Source organism: Pontimicrobium sp. MEBiC01747 (genome assembly GCF_053601635.1).
Map to the genome: position 1 here is coordinate 1 of NZ_JBSHNS010000320.1, position 1778 is coordinate 1778.

The following is a 1778-nucleotide window of genomic DNA, read 5'->3' on the forward strand; positions in this document are numbered from 1 at the left end:
ATTATAATAGTGCTATTCTACCTGCTATTTTTAGAAAACTTGGAAAACATGTAAACAAACGAAAGTCATTAAACCGGTTACACAAAATGAGTTCGTTTACATACGTTAGCCAAAAGACCAAAGGTTGTACTTTAGGCGAGCGTTATTGGAATGAACGTAACGAAAGAATGGCAAAAAACATAGCTACTCAAGTTATAGCTAATAAACATACAAAAAACATTGTAATTGTAGGAGCTGCGCATGTTGTTGGCTTAGAAAAAGCTTTAAAAGCAAAATATCCCAATTTAAAAGTAAAATTAATGGCAGATGAATAAAAAAGAGAAAGTAAAGCAACCTTTTAGTATTAATTTACGTCTTATTAAATAAAGACTACATTTATATATGAATCAACGCTTAATAGGAATAGATGTCGCTAGAGCTTTAGCTATAATAGGCATGATTATAGTAAACTTTAAAATGGTATTTGGGTCCAAAGGGTCTGTAGGCTTACAATCTATTGTTTCTGTTTTAGACGGTAAAGCCGCAGCTACATTTGTTGTTTTAGCAGGAATTGGTATTGCATTTATAACCAATAAAGCTCTTGAAACTAATAATACTAGTCTACTAAAAAAAAGAAACCTAAAGATTATTAAAAGAGCTATACTCCTGTTTATTGTTGGGTTGTCTTATCTTTTTATTTGGCCAGCAGATATACTTCATTTTTATGGTATATATATGCTATTTACATTACTATTTATAAAAAAGGAGCCTTTATTTATTTTAAAAGCTGCACTTGTAATAATTCTCTTGTATCCAGTATTTCTTATTTGTTTTAATTATGAAACCAATTGGAACTTTAAAACCTTCGAGTATGCTAATTTTTGGAGTATTGCAGGTTTTATAAGAAACTTATTCTATAATGGTTTTCATCCAGTAATGCCTTGGGTTGCTTTTATGCTTATTGGCTTATGGTTTGGCAGGCAAGATTTAAACAACACTGTTTTTATAAAAAAATCTATTATAATTAGCCTAGGAGTATTTTTAACTTTTAAAATTTTATCTATGGTTTTTATCGCTCTATTATCTAATGGAGCACCTAGTACTACTTTAGAACTCTCTCAAGTTTTTGGAACAAGCCCAATGCCTCCACTCCCATTTTATATGATTACAGCTAGCAGTTTTGCCTTATTTATCATTTCGCTTTCTCTTTTAATCTCTAAAAAACTACAACATAACATTCTTATTATTTCTCTAGCTAAAACTGGGCAGTTAGCTTTAAGTTTTTATGTCGCCCATGTTGTTATTGGTATGGGATTAATAGACATATTGCACTTAAAACCTTTAGGAGAATATTCTTTAGTATTTTCTGTTGTTTATGGACTAATTTTTAGTGCCTTATGCATTATATTTGCTGTACTTTGGTTAAAGCATAAAACTGTTGGGCCTTTAGAATGGGTAATGAAAAAACTAACAAACTAGTGCTGTTTAAAATAAATAAGACTTAATCACTTAAATTATTAATAACTACTCTATTTTATTTCTTATTTTACTAATTAAAAAATAAACATGGAAACGACTCAACAAATAGCCAACCGTTTTAGAGAAGTTATTTTAAATGGTACGTGGATTGCTAATACAAACTATAAAGCTCAACTTTTAAATATAACATGGCAACAAGCGACCTATAAAGTATATAACCTAAATACGATAGCTGCATTAACCTTTCATATTAATTATTATATTGCTGGTGTACTCAATGTTTTTAAAGGAGGGAATTTAGATATTAAAGATGCTTATAG

General features: G+C 29.5%; 2 protein-coding genes and 1 pseudogene. All 3 read left to right on the forward strand.

Annotated elements, in window-relative coordinates:
• Positions 1-314, forward strand: a 314-nt coding sequence (locus ACVC2P_RS10545; RefSeq protein ID WP_452598439.1) for a DUF5694 domain-containing protein, incomplete at its 5' end; no start/stop codon positions are given.
• A 67-nt stretch (positions 315-381) separates the two neighbouring features.
• Positions 382-1458 carry a DUF418 domain-containing protein gene (locus ACVC2P_RS10550; RefSeq protein WP_452598440.1) on the forward strand — a complete coding sequence of 359 codons (1077 nt, stop codon included), beginning with the start codon at positions 382-384 and terminating at the stop codon, positions 1456-1458.
• 87 nt (positions 1459-1545) lie between these two features.
• Positions 1546-1778: pseudogene (locus ACVC2P_RS10555) on the forward strand (DUF1572 domain-containing protein); the annotation flags it as partial.